Source organism: Brasilonema angustatum (assembly GCF_059505445.1).
The window spans coordinates 29,449-44,983 of the sequence record NZ_JCACKO010000102.1 but is presented as its reverse complement, the minus strand read 5'-3'; the positions used below and the strand labels follow the sequence as shown (position 1 = coordinate 44,983).

Genomic DNA, 15,535 nt, shown 5'->3' with positions numbered 1-15,535 from the left:
TCAGTAGGTAAATGGCTGCAACATGTTTTTCTCAAACATATGAAATTGCCTTTTTAGGCACTTCCAGGTTGAAGAACATTTTCACCTAGATAGATAGTGCGGATATCTGTTGGTAATTTCTCTTCCATCATACGATAACCTTCTTGAAGAAAATGTACTATCTCGTTTGGGTTGATAGTTTCTCCTTCAGCTTGCAGGTAAGCAGCAATTCTAGTTTCGCTCCAACGAAAGGTTTGAGCCATCAAAACCATTAATCGCAAAATGGGTGGCAATTGGTCTAATGCTTGTTCCACATAACACAACAATGGTGGAGAAGTCGTCTTGAGAGAATAATGAATTGCTTCTGTCGGAGGGAGTTGAATATCGTTAATACAGTAAGCTGTCATATTAATCAGCCAATTTTGCATAGTCAGACCATCTTTGGCAAATTGGCTGCTGTTTAAATCAACTCCAACGAGTTCGTAATAAATATGTCGCCAGGTGAGCGCAAAAAGATAATCAGCTTGCACAGGCGATCGCGCAGAATGCCGAATCAAGGTGTAGACTATCGGGTTATAGCGACAAAAAATCGCTGTGAAGTATCTACCTGCATCAGGGTTTTGCTGAACAAGAGTCACCAGTTCGTTGTCAGTGTGATAGAACAGTGACTTTATTAATGGGTGATGAGCTTCCGCGAAAGAAGGAATTTGCACCATCCGAATGACTAATTATGAGTGGTAGGAACGTTTTTTGAATAAAACTGAAACAATGGGTCGCTGGGTGCAAACGCGCTTTGAGCGGAAAATTTGCGTGTTCTATTGATGATTCAATTATCTGCTACATAATCTGAGTTGTTATCTATTGTTTTTATTTTTACATTATACGTATCAACAAGGTACTGGCTGTGTGACTCCTACAGGTATATTTTAGAGCAACCTTCTGTTATGCTTCCCATATTACTAGACCAATCAGACTTGCTGGCTGGTAGAATTTGAGATTTAGGAGTCATATTTTATTGGTCTTGATACACTATAAACATAGACTTAAACTTAAAAGCTGAAAGAGCGAATCTCTTTATACATTAGCTGATTATTCATGGTTATAGCAGTTAGCATGTCACAGTTCCTAATCGAGCCTTTCATCCTAGGTTCTTTTTTGCCATCCCTGCCGTTAGATAGCCTTTTCTCCACCCAAGGTATCATGGTGATGCTACTAGCAGCCTATGCTGGTGCGATGTGGATGTTTCTTACCAGTGCTCCAAAAGTACACACTGTTATGGTGTCAGATTTGGAGGTGGCACGACAGTTGTATGAAGGACTGCTAGATTTGCCAGCGGCTGAAGTGCCTTTACACTACTATTACAACTACGAGCAAACTTTAGGCGCAACGGGAGTTGATCCGCTTTACCTGTCTAGCACTCCCTCCTTTTCCGGCAGCAGAATGAGCAATGCTAGCGAGGGGCTTTGGTATCAGCTAAAGAAAAATACTCAGCTGCACATTATTATGGGAGCAAGTCTAGGCAATAAAAATCAGCAACGCCACGTTTGCTTTGACCGCGATTGCCTAGAAATGATTTTAATGCGAGTGGAAACGCGGGGGTTGAAATTCAAGATTCGCAGCGAGAAGCCATTAAATTTTCTGGTTAAGGACTACGAAGGGCGCATTATTGAAATGGCTGAAGTCGCCAGTTAGTCAAGCTTAGTGCAATCGTATTCCACATTCTGCACTTAGTAATCTACGGCATTAATTTTGAAATATAATCAAATTCCCGACTTCGCAGAAGTCGGGAATTTGATTATAGTCACATCTTGCATCAATAATAATGGATTGTATTTAGCTACTCAGTATTCTAGTCAAAGTCCTTGATTTAGCGATAATTTAGCGATAAAAGCTAACAAAAATAATGTAGCTTTATCGCGTCGCGGATTATTTTGTGTTGTACGGTTTTGTACAGAGAAGTACAAGATCTGAGCCTATAGGATTTTAGTTTTTCGCCAGAAACATCTTTCAAGGCGAAATTGCACTGCCCTACTTTTCGCACAAATTTGGCAAGTTTGATATTCGCGTTGGGTCTGTGGTCATCATGCTTGGGGTTGTTGAGGCCGGGATACAAACTCTTGCGTTATATCACCTTTTGGTAAACTACACGAAGGTATCGGGTCATTTCTTGCGCGAAAGGTAACTCCAATGCACAACACGACAGAGATTCTATTCAGTCTGTTTATTGTCTTTGTAGCCGCGCAAATCGGCGCGGAAATCGCCGGACGCCTGAAACTTCCCGCCGTCGTCGGCGAGATCGCGGTGGGCTGCGTCGTTGGTTCCTCTGCATTGGGTTGGGTGCATCTCAATGAGCCGCTGGAAGTGCTAGCGGAGATCGGGGCGGTGTTGCTCCTGTTTTCGGCGGGCTTGGAAACCCGCGTAGCCGATCTTCGCAAAGTGGGGAAAGTCGCGGGGCTAGTTGGTGTTTTCGGTGTCATTGTGCCGTTTCTTTTGGGCTTGGCTTCGGCGAAGTTTGCGGGGTTTGCGACACCGAAAGCCCTGTTCTTCGCGGCGGCGTTTGTCGCTACCTCTGCCGGAATCACGGCACGGGTATTGCAGGATATGAAGGTGTTGGGGCGGATCGAAAGCCGTATTATTTTGGGCGCGGCGGTGATTGACGACATTCTTGCGATGCTCTTGCTAAGCACGGTAACGGCGCTGCAAGGCGGGGGCGGCGTGGACGTGGCGAAACTTGCCGTAGTTCTGGTGCAGGCGGTGGGTTTCGTGGTCGTTATTGCGTTAGTTGGCACAAAGATCATGCAGAAAAATTCTTCCCTGCTCGATGCGCCCATTAATCCGCTCTCGCCGCTTACCCTCTCCCTCGCGCTCTGCCTGGGGTTGGCTGCATCCGCCTCCCAAATCGGCTTAGCCGCAATTATTGGCGCATTTCTGGCAGGTATGGTGGTGGCGGAAAGCAGCCAGCGTCATATTCTGGAAAAGCAGATTCAACCGCTCATGGCATTCCTTGTGCCGTTTTTCTTTGTTGTCACCGGTGCGCAAGTGAACCTAAGAGAATTGGCAAGCCTGTCCGTACTTGGAACGCTCCTGCTGGTGACGCTGCTCGCAGTCATAGGCAAACTTGTCGGCTGTGGATTAGGCGCTCGCTCGCTCGGCAAGAAGTCTGCCCTTATCGTGGGGATGGGGATGGTTCCGCGTGGAGAGGTTGGTATCATCGTGGCAAGTCTGGGCAAACAGGCACAGGTATTCTCCGGCACGACTTACGCGATCATCATTGCTATGTCATTGCTCACATCGGTTATCGCGCCTCCGGCGCTGAAAGTCATGCTTGCTGACTCACCGCCTGAAGAACCGGAAATTTTGGAATAGGCACTTGGAATAGGCTTTCTGCGTTAGCTCTGACCATACTTAACCTCATTCCAGAAGAAAACTACTGCTTTGGCGAACCTGCTAACTTCAAAGCTTCCTGAGCTGAGACTCCTTCGCTTTGAGTACCGAAATACGATAAAACAGCAGCAGCCTCAACACGCGTGACTGATTTCTTAGGCTGAAATAGGGTTGTATAACCAAAGACTCGACGAATATTCGATTTTTCACCACTTTGGAAATCTGCCAGAACTGCCCGTAATGCTTTCGGGTCAATTTTCCCAGCATCTTGAAAACCCCAGGTTTGCTTAACTGCTTCTAAAGAAGCAGAGGGTAAAGCTTGACGTGTGTCAAGGGGAACTTTCCAAAGAATCAACTGCTCGCGTGTTAAAGGTGCATCAGGTTGAAACAATACAGCTGTAGAATCTCCAGATAGAGAACTGGGAATTAATCCGGCCTCAGCTAATCCCTGAATTGCCCGAAAATCAGGGTCAGTTTTTGGCACATCCCGAAATGTTGGTTGAGAGCTTTCTGATGCCAAACGAATCTGCTTTGCTGGGTTATTGGCATACATCGCATTGTTAGCAGTAACTAGCCAATGGGCAAATTGCCGATGAGTCACGACTTTACCTGGTTCAAACTGGTTGGTTGTGGTACTATTGCCCTTAAGCGCATTTGATTCTACATTGAAAACTCCTAATGCTGCCAAATCTTGAATATATTGCCGGAATTCTTGAGGTATTTTGTTCAAATCGCTGAATTCTTGAGATTTGGACCCAGAACTGGGAGTGGATGTAGGGTTTTTGTTATCTAACGTACCACTTGGTTGTGTTGTCGAGTCTTGTGATGGCACCGGACTAACCAACTGCGACTCACCAGATTGCACACTATTGTCAGTAGCTTGAGGAGTTGGAGTTGGGTTAGCTTGTGGTGTTTGAGTGGATAATGGTGAGTATGAAATGTCTATTTCAGTTGATGTTTGTGGTTGATTGGGTGCAGCGTTGGTAACTGTTTTCGGTTGAACGGAAACTTTTAGTTGTATATCATTGCCGCGCGCTTCAAAAGAGCTTTTCGCCTCATCTGTGGAAGCTTTTTGCACAATCTGCCACTTGTTTGCCTGAAACTGTTGGCGATAATAGCTAACAATAAAATTGCTGGGATCAGAACTGAGCCAGCGACTGGATACAGTGGGATTCTCATTGCTTAATGGTGTCACCTCTTGTAGGGTGGCATTAGGATACAACGGGATCTGTTTGGGAAAATCACTTGGCAATTGAACTGTCGCCTGAGGGGTTTGTGGTTGTTGGCTAGTGCGCACCTCTTGAGCACCAAAGGTGGCTGGGTTATTCTTTAGTTTGGGGTCAGCCGCCAAAGACTGCTCAATGTTTTTGGCAGATCGACTGTTGGCACAAGCTGTCAAACAGGTGAGTAAAACAGCCAAACTCACTAATACAACTGGATGTTTAAAGCGCACCACAAGCAATTACAATTCGAGTGTCAATTCCTACACTAGCAAAAGACTATCGAAAGAACGCACCAACTCAGGATTCATGAGAGTTGTAACGAAAAATCTCTGAAAATTGCAGGCACTGAGTCACCTTGCAGGCATCCGAAAACCTTGGAGAACTTTATTATCAAGCAACATCAGGTGGTTATCATCAACTACCATTAGTGTTAAGCTGAAAGTAAATCCTTTGTTTACCTCACTCAAGAACAGAATAAAGATAGTGCAAAGGGCAGCCTCCTAAAAAGGCGATGAAGGTAAAGTGTCCGTCCTAGACGGCTTACAAACTTTCACATGCTGCCAATTTTGGATAGTCTCTATTAAATAAATATAAGCTGAATATGGCAACACTTGGAAAACTTCAGTGTTGGATTTTGAAGAGAGTTGGCATAAGCAACGCTGTTCTTAAGTGTCGAGGTTATAGATAAAGTGGTGTAACGCCTCTGCGGTTTCCTTCAAGTCTTGAGATTTCGTTTCACAAAGGGAATGGTGTTGTGGCTTTGGCTATCAGTTGCCTAAGCTTTTGTTGGTGCAGCAACCCGTGTTGCACCTCGACTGGTTTACCCCGGAAGAAACTTTTTGCAGAAGGTAATGAATTACAGGAAGCTTCCGGACTGTTGTACTGGTGCTTGAAATAATTTTTGATCGTCAAGCAGCCGCTCTAGAAAAACTTTCATTTGAATTTGACTAATGATTTATCAACACCAATATTGCAACTTAGCTTCAGTGGAAAGTCTCTTTCAAAGGAGCAATTTCCATCTCCAAAAGAACCAAAATGCTAAAAACAATTGATCTCATTTCAAAAACCTATATATGTTAGGAGTCTGAAAAATCTAAAATAGATATTAAAGAAAAAACACAACGACCATCCCATCGACAACCGCCAGTCAATTTTTACTTTCTGTAAAGCGTCGTCGGTTTGTTACCAGTGCTGAAACACGATTACATGCAAGTTTCCCAGGATCAGCCTATTTCTTCTGAGGCTCCACTACAACTGTTACTTTTTGTCGATGGACGACCAAAGTCCAAACAAGAAGTACAGCGAATTCGCTCTTACTTAAAAGAGTTGGAAGCTGACTACAATTTTCAACTTCAGATTGTTGATGTTGGTCAACAACCCTATTTAGCGGAACATTTTAAACTGGTAGCAACGCCAGCTTTAATCAAAGTTCATCCAGAGCCAAGAGAAATCTTGGCTGGTAGTAATATAACTGGTCAATTAAAAGCTTGGTGGCCTCGGTGGCAAGCCGCTATAGATGCCTACTTACAATTAGAGAGTGATTTACACGAACACGATCACAACGGTCGTGTCAAAGAACCTAAGTCCTCTATCGGTTCTGTTGCTGTTTCAGCCGAACTTATGAGACTATCAGATGAAGTCTTTCGCCTCAAACAGGAAACAGAGAAACTCCAACAGCAAATCCAGTTTAAAGACCGGGTGATAGCTATGTTAGCTCATGACCTCCGCAATCCGCTAACTGCAGCTTCTATCGCCATAGACACCTTACAATCTAATTACAACATAGAAAAAGGTGAATTTGAGCGTCTGACACCAAAAATGACGCTGCATTTGTTCAAGCAAGCCCGTAGCCAAACAAAGACAATAGACCGTATGATTACTGACCTTTTACGGGTAGGTCGTGGTCAAGACAGGGAATTTTTTATTCAACCGCAAAAGGTAGACATCGGCAAACTTTGTCTTGAGGTTCTAGAGGAATTGCGCGATCGCTACACCGCCAAATTTCACAAAGTAAACAAAGACATTCCCAAAGACTTACCCAATGTTTATGCAGATCCAGAACGCATACGCCAGGTGCTGATAAACTTGCTGGATAACGCTATCAAATACACACAGGAAGGTGGGGATATCAGTGTTTGTGGACTTCACCGTACTAGCCAGAAAATTCAATTCAGTATTGGCGATACTGGTCCTGGTATACCTGAAGAAAACCGCGATCGCATCTTTGAAAACCACTACCGCTTGGAGCGTGATCAAGGTAAAGAAGGCTACGGCATTGGTCTGTCTTTATGCCAGCGCATTATCCTAGCCCACTACGGTCAAATATGGGTAGAAACCGCCTCTCATGGTGGAGCATGGTTCCATTTTACGTTACCAGTGTATCCAAATTGACTAATATTTAAGACTTTCCTACTTCGGGTTGTAAAACAGCAATAATTTGAGTATTTGCCTCAGGAAAAGTATACTGCCCTAACTCATCCAAACTGACCCAGCGAATTTCTTCACATTCAATTGGTTGAGGAACACCTGCCACATAGCGGCAATGATGTACTATGAGGGTTACGCGCAAGTGCGTATAGGTGTGGTCGATAGTGATTAAATGCTCTCCCACTTCAATTTCTATTGCGAGTTCTTCAGAAATTTCCCGTTTAATACACTCTTCGATACTTTCACTCCTTTCAACTTTACCTCCAGGAAATTCCCACAAACCACCCATCAAACCTTCCGAACGACGGCGATCAATGAGAATTTGTCCTTGATCGTTCCAAATGACAGCAACCCCAATGATTTTATGAGGTAGAACAGCAGTTTCACTCATGCTTGTTTTTAAAAGAGTGGCATAAATGTGAAAAAAACTTACAGTAGTTTTCTGTAAGGTGTTGTCTATTCAGATGAAAAGCACTGTATAAATTATAACAAAACTCGGCAAGCTATCTTAATGTTTGCCGAGTCTGTATTGTATGATGGATTGCAAGATTTTTTCGTTTTTTTCAGCACAAACCGCTAACCAGCATCACTATTGTTAGTTTCTGAACCTTGCAGTGCAACTTCAAAGTTCATTCTCTGTTCAGCATTACGCAGGAAATAACCGCTGATCATGGCAGAAGCAAGAAGACGACCCAAACTTTCTCTGTTCGTGCTGATACTGACACCAAAGTTTTCAGAAGGTAGGTTACCCAAAAGCCCTACAATATTACGCTCCATGACTTGAAAAACTTCGGGCGAAGTGGGTTTAGATAGCTGGGTCACTGTTTCAGGACTTAATGATTTTACATACTGCCACAGCAAATCACCAGTTTCTGACTCACTGTTAAAAAATTCTGATTCTGAAACTCGATTGGATGGGTTACTCACGTTATATCTCCTTGACTACTATAACTGCGGTCGATATGACTTGCGCCGTAAATATCTTTCGTCTGTAAGACAACACTTTAGCTTTTTTGTATTCCTACGGACTAATGTAACAGCTTGGTTACAATGTAGAAGTGGGTGTAACCGTACCAAAAGCAACGGATTGTTTCACCTGATTGTTATTTGTCGTACCTTACGGCAAGCAGAAGGTGTTTTTGTCATTTGTCATTTACCAATGACAAATGACAAATCACTAACTAGCTAGCTAGATATTCATTTATATCGGCTTTGATTTTACGCAGTTTAGTTAAGGCTTCCCGCTCAATTTGCCGCACTCGTTCACGGCTAATATTGAGGAGTTGACCGATACTCGCCAGAGTGTGTGCTTGCCCATCATTTAAACCAAAGCGCAGAGATATAACTTCCCTTTGTTGTGGAGTCAGTTCCCCCATCAGACGCTCTAAATCAAATGATAGGGAAGATTGGGCAACAAATTCTTCTGGAGAAACTCCTGGATCCTCCAACATTTCCCCTAGTTCTGTATCGTAGTTATCTCCCAAGCGCAAATCCAAAGATAGCGGTACACGCGCTTTTTCCATATATTCTCGCACTTGTCTGGGAGTCAATTCTAATTCTTGAGCTAACTCAATAGCTGTAGGAGCTCGTCCTAGATTCTGAGAGAGTTGTCGCTGTGCCTTCTTGATTTTATTTAATTTTTCTGTTATGTGGATAGGCAAGCGGATGGTGCGACCTTTTTCGGCGATCGCCCGAGTAATAGCTTGACGAATCCACCAGTACGCATAGGTTGAAAACCTGTATCCTTTGGTCGGGTCAAACTTTTCTACACCCCGCTGCATCCCTATGCTACCTTCCTGAATCAAGTCGAGTAAATCTACGTTACGCTTGATGTACTTTTTAGCAACAGACACAACCAGTCGCAAATTGGCTTCTACCATCTTGCGCTTGGCTATTTCACCCTCTGCAATTGCTTCATTCAACTCTTTTGGCTCTAACTCTGTCGCTTTTGCCCACTCTTCTAGAGTCGGTTGACGACTCAACTGAATGGCAAGAGACTCCCTTACTTCCTGCAGAATCGTTGCACGTTGCACCTGTTTGCCATAATGTATTTCCTCTTCATGGGATAAAAGTGGCACACGGCCAATCTCACGCAGGTAAGTCCGCACGAGGTCTGTGGCTGTCTGAGCGGTCTTCATAGCACTACTCTTCGGTATCGACGGGTTTGACAGAACGGTAAGCGGGCTGATAGATGCCTTTTTTGGATGTCCACCCAGTTAGACTGGGAACCCATGCTGTATTTCACGACTTTCGCGCTCCATAAACAAGGGCGGCTAATGGTCTGGAAATTTTATTCCTAATTGCTAGAAGTTACAGGTTTTTTCCCCTTTTCTCAAGTATCTACGGTTAGATAGAAGGTAACCAGTTGAACATTATTCTTATTGCTATTTTGTTAAAAATTGTAACATTTATGAGGGATGTTTGACTAGCTCTCAGGCACTCATTTTATAGCGGCTGGATGTGATTTTAGCTTTATTTACTTTTAGAGATTTTTAATAAACCTATTTCATAACTTTATATGGAAAAAGAAACTTTTCTAAGAATTCTTAAAATAAATCAACAATAACTATAATCATTTTGTGCTGTGTAGACTCGTTTATTTAACGTTGACGTTTTTGCAGTGGCGACTATATGAAGCTCGCCATGAAAATTTAAGTATCAAAAAAAACATTGAAGTCCATCTTCATTCTGGAGAATAATACGTCACAGATGTACTTGTTAAAGTCTGCAAGCCGTCGATAACATTGGGCGACATTGAACCTGTTGTGAAGCACTTCAATCAAACCACTTATAAAGTTTAAAAAAAATATTACTTTGTTTGATCCGAGGATTGCGAATCAACAGGTTCCTTCATTGCCTCCCACACCCAGGCGACTGGTGTTATACCATTTCACGAAATCCTTGATACAAATGATTAGTCTCTAATTCTTTCTCCCCTGCTCCTCTGCTCCTCTGCTCCTCTGCTGCCTATTTGTATCAACCTTAAAGTGAAACGGTGTTAGCCGTCAACGCCGCAACGGGTGCGGGTGTAAGGGGGTAAGGGTGTAGGGGAGCCACTGCCGTGCGCGCAGCGTGGCACTTTGTGCCATAGTCCTTGTTTCCCGACAGAGGTATCTGGTGAAACCAGCGCTCTTTGGAGGTGACGACAACCGGCTGCGGGAGGATCTCCCTCCGCAGGCATCTAGCGTAGCACGTTAGCTCCGGCCCCCTTAGGGGCTAGCGGAACCGGAGGTTCTCCCCGATAGCCGTAAGGCGTGGCGGAGCGCCATAGGGGTTTCCCGACAGAGGCGACGGGCCCCGATAGCCGTAAGGCGTGGCGGAGCGCCATAGGGCGTGTGTAGGGGAATCCTTACCCCCTTACACCCCTAATTGTTGACACTGCGTAGAATCTTGGCAAAAATGGCGTTGTCACTAAAAAACTTTTTCTGAATAACAGCCCAACCGCCATAATCATTAGTTGTTGCCAAAGTTTTGACCTGAGGGTATTTATCAACGAACTCTTTTGCTTGCGCTACACCCGGATCAATTGGTCGGTAACCAGTTTGGGCAAATATTTGTTGAGCTTCTGGGGTGTACAAATATTGAATAAACGCTTTTGCCACTTCACGGGTGCCGTGCTTGTCCACATTTTTATCGACAATCGCAACTGGGTTATCAATCGAGAAATTGACATCCGGAACAACGTATAAAGGTTTTTCACCATTGAGAGCTTTCAGGTAAACTTCATTTTCGTAACTGATCAGAGCATCCCCTTTGCCCCCCTTGAAAAAAGCATCAGTTGCCTCACGGGCGCTTTCAGGCAAGATGGGAACATTTTTATAGACATTAGTGACAAACTCTATTGCCTTAGACTCATTACCTCCGGCTTTGGTTGCTGCATTCCATAATGCGAGGAAGTTCCAGCGTGCGCTACCAGATGTTATCGGGTTCGGCGTAATCACACTGACTCCATTTTTTGCTAAGTCTACCCATGTTTTGATCCCTTTGGGATTGCCTTTACGAGTCACAATTGCAGCTACAGACTTGCTGACGATACTGTTGTTAGAAAATTCTTTTTCCCAACCTGGTTGAATCAATCCTGCTGTCTCAATCTTTTGAATATCTGGAGCGAGGGATAAATGTACCACATCAGCTTCTATTCCTCCTTGAATCACTGTAAGAGCTTGAGGGCTAGAAGCGCCATAACTCTGTTTAAAGGTGATATTTTGGTTATGCTCTTTTTTCCACTTTTCTACAAATCTGGGAATAATCTTGTCGTGGGCAGCTTTCGTAACAGAAAAGGAAACGAGGTTAAGTTCAATATTTTTCTGCTGAGCAACAAGGCTGGGATGTTTTCCAGAATCAGTCCCTCTTGAAGTATCGCTACTACTTGCGGCATAAGCAGCGATCGCCAAGCTCAAGCTGATCCCTACCAAAAAAAGGCACACAAAGCCTTGCAGAGAATGCCTTTTAGACCAACTTTTTATTGATCTATTGCTCCACTGTTTAATTCCTTGCCAGACTTGAACAACGTAAGTCTGAATTTTCTCAATCGAGTATGCCTCTGATTTTTTTGTATATTGCCACTTGCTCATTAAAATTCTCCGACTTAATTACGGAATATTTTTAGATAAACCGTATTTTAGCGGCATTATAGGTGAGTTAAGCAGTGGTTTTACCGAGTATTCATCTTTCTTTAAGTGAGCCACTCCGCCCTGTTTGAAAATCAGGGCGGGGGAGTTCATGAAATGGGGTCAAAATAACGTCAGATAAGAGTTTGAACATTCAATAATGCTCTGTTCGCTCACCGCTTTTCCTCTGACTGCCCAAAGGTGCGATTAATTTACAGTTGTATATTCTTGGATGACTTTTACATCTAAAGTTGTATTTTGTAAAGAACGGATAGCAGCGACAATCGCTTTTGCTCCAGCAATTGTGGTAGTGATGGGAATTTTGTAAGCCAATGCTGTGCGACGAATCAGTCTACCATCACTTTGCGCTTCTTCCCCAGAAGGCGTGTTGATAATCAATTGAACTCTATGGTTCTTAATTGCGTCTAACACGTGAGGACGACCTTCATGCAGTTTCAGCACCAACTCTACATCTAAACCATGCTCTTGGAGAACACGACGTGTACCATCTGTCGCCATCACAGCAAAGCCCAAATTGATAAATTCCTGAACAACTGGAACTGCAGCCGTTTTATCGCGATCGTTCATGGAGAAGAATACTGTACCACTTAAGGGAAAACGCTCTCCAGCACCCAATGCTGCTTTGGCAAAGGCGCGTCCAAAATCGTTGTCAATACCCATCACCTCACCAGTAGAGCGCATCTCCGGCCCTAAGATGATATCAGTACCAGGAAATTTGTTAAATGGTAAGACGGCTTCTTTAACGGCAATGTGGTCTGGAATGACTTCTTGGGTAAAGTTTAGCTCCTCCAAAGTTTTACCCGACATAATTAAGGATGCGAGTTTTGCCAGTGGCACACCAGTTGCTTTAGACACAAATGGTACTGTGCGAGAAGCACGAGGGTTGGCTTCTAGAATGTAAACCTGGGGTGAATAACCTTGCGTGCCAACAACAGCAAACTGAATATTCATCAACCCGACAACATTGAGTGCCCTTGCCAACTGCACAGTCCAACTACGAATTTTTTCTAAAACGATTGGTGGTAGAGAAATCGAAGGTATTGTGCAGGCAGAATCCCCAGAGTGAATTCCTGCTTGTTCGATGTGTTCCATAATACCACCAATCACGACACGTCCGGTGTGGTCGGCGATCGCATCCACATCGACCTCAATGGCATTTTCCAAAAACTTATCAATCAGAATTGGGTGTTCTGGTTCCACCTGCACGGCATAAGTCATGTAACGTTCTAGTTCAGCATCGGAGTAGACAATTTCCATTGCCCTTCCCCCCAACACATAACTAGGACGCACCACCACTGGATAACCAATGCGTTGAGCAACAACCAAAGCATCTTCGTAGGTACGAGCGATACCATTCGGTGGTTGAGTAATATTCAACTCTTGAAGAATTTTCTCAAACCGCTCCCGGTCTTCTGCTGTGTCGATGGAGTCGGGAGGAGTCCCCCAAATTTGGGTATGGGTGGTGAGAGCTTTTTGGAGAGGAACGGACAGTTTTAACGGAGTCTGCCCACCAAACTGAACAATGATTCCAACTGGGTTTTCTGCTTCGATAATATTCAGGACATCTTCTTTGGTCAGTGGCTCAAAGTACAGGCGATCGCTCGTATCATAATCCGTCGAAACTGTCTCAGGGTTCGAGTTAACCATAATTGTCTCATACCCCGCGTCTTTTAAAGCAAAAGCAGCGTGACAACAACAGTAATCAAACTCGATACCTTGCCCAATGCGGTTGGGACCACCTCCCAAAATCATCACCTTGGGTTTGCTGGTTGGAAGAACCTCTGTTTCTTCTTCGTAAGTCGAATAGTGATAAGGAGTAAATGCCTCAAATTCCGCTGCACAGGTATCTACCGTTTTGTACACTGGAATCACATCCAGTTGTTTGCGATATTGCCGAACTTCATCTTCGGTGGTTTTGGTGGCGTAGGCAATTTGGCGATCGCTAAATCCCTGGCGTTTCACTTCATACATCCGCTCTTTTGTCAACTGCGGCAATGGTGTCCGCTTCAGAAACTTCTCCACCTCCAGCAGTTCCTGCATCTTATCCAAGAACCACGGATCAATACCCGTTAACTCGTAGATTTCCTCAACAGTCATTCCCAGTAGCATGGCATGACGCACAGCAAATATACGGTCAGGGTTTGGTGTCCGCAGATGGGCGCGAATTTGGTCACCGCTGGGTAATTTTTCTCTTTTGTCACAACCCCATCCAGCACGTCCGGTTTCCAGGGAACGCAATGCCTTTTGGAAAGACTCGTTAAAAGTTCGCCCAATCGCCATCGCTTCTCCTACCGACTTCATTTGTGTTGTCAGCACTTCTTCCGCACCGGGGAACTTTTCAAAAGCGAAGCGGGGAATTTTTGTGACTACATAATCAATCGTCGGTTCAAAAGATGCTGGAGTTTTTTTGGTGATATCATTTTTAATCTCATCCAGCGTGTAGCCAACGGCAAGCTTAGCCGCCATCTTGGCGATCGGGAAACCTGTCGCTTTGGAAGCCAAAGCTGAAGAACGAGAAACACGGGGATTCATTTCAATGACAATCACATCTCCATCGACGGGATTAACGGCAAACTGGATATTGGAACCTCCAGTTTCCACGCCAATCTCGCGGATAATTTTAATTGCCATATCCCGTAACCGTTGGTACTCTTTATCGGTGAGGGTTTGAGCTGGGGCAACGGTGATAGAGTCTCCAGTGTGGATACCCATCGGGTCAAGGTTTTCGATGGAACAGATAATCACAACGTTATCTGCTAAGTCGCGCATCACCTCTAACTCAAATTCTTTCCAACCGAGGAGAGATTGATCGATAAGAATTTGTGAAACGGGACTCGCATCTATACCTGCTTGCGCCATTTCTGCAAATTCTTCTTCGTTGTAAGCAATACCGCCTCCGGTACCACCCATTGTGAAAGCCGGACGGATGATCAGGGGATAGGTGCCAATTTGTTTGGCGATCGCCTTGGCGTCTTCCAAAGATGAAGCTGTCCCACTAGGACACATCTTCACTCCGATCTTTGTCATCGCTTCGTTAAAAAGTTTCCTGTCTTCGGCTTTCTCAATTGCTGGTAGTTTAGCGCCAATTAACTCAACATTGTATTTCTCCAGCACTCCACTTTTCGCCAAACTTACGGCAATATTCAAGGCAGTTTGCCCGCCCATCGTCGGTAGTAGGGCGTCTGGACGTTCTTTAGCGATGACTTTTTCAACCAGTTCCGGTATCAGCGGTTCGATGTAGGTACGATTAGCTGTTTCCGGGTCAGTCATAATTGTGGCAGGATTCGAGTTGACCAGCACCACTTCATAACCTTCTTCTCGCAGCGCTTTACAAGCTTGGGTGCCAGAATAGTCAAACTCGCAGGCTTGTCCAATAACGATTGGACCAGATCCGAGTAGCAGAATCTTTCTGATATCGTCACGACGGGGCATAGTTCTTGGTTTGGAGTAAAAAAATATAAATCTTGATTATTTTAAGGGTCTTCACCCATGACTTACTTTGTTTATTATCAACTTTTGTTAGTTCTTTTATAGACCAGGAGGTAAAGGGCAGGTTACAGGTTACAGGTTTTTATTTTGGTTCTATCCCTGTCCGGTGTTTTCTGTTCCCCTTTCTTTAGAGGTTTGATTTTATTTATTTATCATCAGGTATTTCAAAATTGTTTGCAACTATTTTTCATTTAGATTAAAGATCTTTCTCAACAATTAAGTAATCAATTTTTACAAACATCTTCAGATTTTTTTAAGAAAAATAATTACTAACTATTTTTTCTAACAATCCTAAAGATTAAAGATTATATTTTTTTGTTGACTGACTTACATGAAAAATGGCAGAGAGATAAACAATCCTTCTCTCTGCCATTTCTTATAGTTTCTTAAGAATCAGTGCTT

General features: G+C 43.9%; 11 protein-coding genes. 3 read left to right on the top strand and 8 right to left on the bottom strand.

What is annotated here, in order from left to right; translation table 11 throughout:
* Positions 1-53: 53 nt before the first annotated feature.
* Complete coding sequence (locus AC5JM2_RS17055; RefSeq protein WP_495836235.1) at positions 54-692, bottom strand: sigma-70 family RNA polymerase sigma factor; 639 nt, start codon at positions 690-692, stop codon at positions 54-56.
* A gap of 382 nt (positions 693-1,074) precedes the next feature.
* On the opposite strand from AC5JM2_RS17055, the gene AC5JM2_RS17050 reads away from it, so the two are divergent.
* Both AC5JM2_RS17050 and AC5JM2_RS17045 read left to right on the top strand, forming a co-directional pair.
* Positions 1,075-1,671: a glyoxalase-like domain protein gene (locus AC5JM2_RS17050; RefSeq protein WP_495836047.1), complete on the top strand. Its 597-nt coding sequence runs from the start codon at positions 1,075-1,077 to the stop codon at positions 1,669-1,671.
* Positions 1,672-2,166: 495 nt separating this feature from the next.
* Entirely contained in the window at positions 2,167-3,345 is a 1,179-nt protein-coding gene (locus AC5JM2_RS17045) for a cation:proton antiporter (protein WP_495836046.1), read from the top strand.
* Between the two features lie 61 nt (positions 3,346-3,406).
* On the opposite strand, the gene AC5JM2_RS17040 is transcribed toward AC5JM2_RS17045, so the two are convergent.
* Positions 3,407-4,819, bottom strand: coding sequence for an S-layer homology domain-containing protein (locus tag AC5JM2_RS17040; protein WP_495836045.1), 1,413 nt, complete (start codon positions 4,817-4,819; stop codon positions 3,407-3,409).
* Positions 4,820-5,321: 502 nt separating this feature from the next.
* Complete coding sequence (locus AC5JM2_RS17035; protein WP_495836044.1) at positions 5,322-5,498, bottom strand: hypothetical protein; 177 nt, start codon at positions 5,496-5,498, stop codon at positions 5,322-5,324.
* 276 nt (positions 5,499-5,774) lie between these two features.
* Here AC5JM2_RS17035 and AC5JM2_RS17030 point away from each other — a divergent pair, with 276 nt between their 5' ends.
* On the top strand, positions 5,775-6,977 hold the full coding sequence (locus AC5JM2_RS17030) for a histidine kinase (RefSeq protein WP_495836043.1): 1,203 nt from the start codon (positions 5,775-5,777) through the stop codon (positions 6,975-6,977).
* A 7-nt stretch (positions 6,978-6,984) separates the two neighbouring features.
* Here AC5JM2_RS17030 and mutT read toward each other — a convergent pair whose 3' ends face one another.
* The 5 genes from mutT to carB form a co-directional block, all read right to left on the bottom strand.
* Positions 6,985-7,404, bottom strand: coding sequence for an 8-oxo-dGTP diphosphatase MutT (gene mutT, locus AC5JM2_RS17025; RefSeq protein WP_495836042.1), 420 nt, complete (start codon positions 7,402-7,404; stop codon positions 6,985-6,987).
* 185 nt (positions 7,405-7,589) lie between these two features.
* Positions 7,590-7,940: a DUF760 domain-containing protein gene (locus tag AC5JM2_RS17020; RefSeq protein WP_495836041.1), complete on the bottom strand. Its 351-nt coding sequence runs from the start codon at positions 7,938-7,940 to the stop codon at positions 7,590-7,592.
* A 254-nt stretch (positions 7,941-8,194) separates the two neighbouring features.
* Positions 8,195-9,151 (bottom strand): RNA polymerase sigma factor, RpoD/SigA family, encoded by a 957-nt coding sequence (locus tag AC5JM2_RS17015; protein ID WP_495836040.1) that lies wholly within the window; start codon positions 9,149-9,151, stop codon positions 8,195-8,197.
* Between the two features lie 1,227 nt (positions 9,152-10,378).
* The gene (locus tag AC5JM2_RS17010; protein WP_495836039.1) at positions 10,379-11,587 is read right to left on the bottom strand and encodes a sulfate ABC transporter substrate-binding protein; all 1,209 of its coding nucleotides are present in this window, start codon (positions 11,585-11,587) and stop codon (positions 10,379-10,381) included.
* Positions 11,588-11,830: 243 nt separating this feature from the next.
* Entirely contained in the window at positions 11,831-15,076 is a 3,246-nt protein-coding gene (gene carB, locus AC5JM2_RS17005; protein ID WP_495836038.1) for a carbamoyl-phosphate synthase large subunit, read from the bottom strand.
* Between the last annotated feature and the right edge of the window lie 459 nt (positions 15,077-15,535).